This window comes from Bacillus cereus group sp. Bce019, from assembly GCF_051781745.1.
Lineage (GTDB): Bacteria > Bacillota > Bacilli > Bacillales > Bacillaceae_G > Bacillus_A > Bacillus_A cereus.
The window spans coordinates 1-250 of record NZ_JBPWJX010000272.1 but is presented as its reverse complement, the minus strand read 5'-3'; the positions used below and the strand labels follow the sequence as shown (position 1 = coordinate 250).

Below are 250 nucleotides of genomic sequence, written 5' to 3'. Positions count from 1 at the left end.
AATCCAAGAGAACTTTAACTTAACTGCTGGGGAGCTTGACATTATTCTCAACAATCCAGGGAAAGGTGAAGGGATTTTCCGCATAGGAGATAGTTCAGTTTGGATTCAAACAGATCCATCAGATAAAGAAATGATGTTCATTGAATCCAATGAAGCTGTACTGCAAGAACTTTTAAATAATATGAAGAAAGTACAAGGGTACGCAGGATAATAGCGTACCTTTGAAAAGGAAGGTGAAATTATGCTTGAT

At 36.8% G+C, this 250-nt stretch carries 1 protein-coding gene; it reads left to right on the top strand.

Annotated features, from left to right (window positions below; all coding sequences use genetic code 11):
• Positions 1–211: conjugal transfer protein TraC (locus tag ACS2QP_RS28305; RefSeq protein WP_438883143.1), on the top strand; the 211-nt coding region annotated here is incomplete at its 5' end.
• Between the last annotated feature and the right edge of the window lie 39 nt (positions 212–250).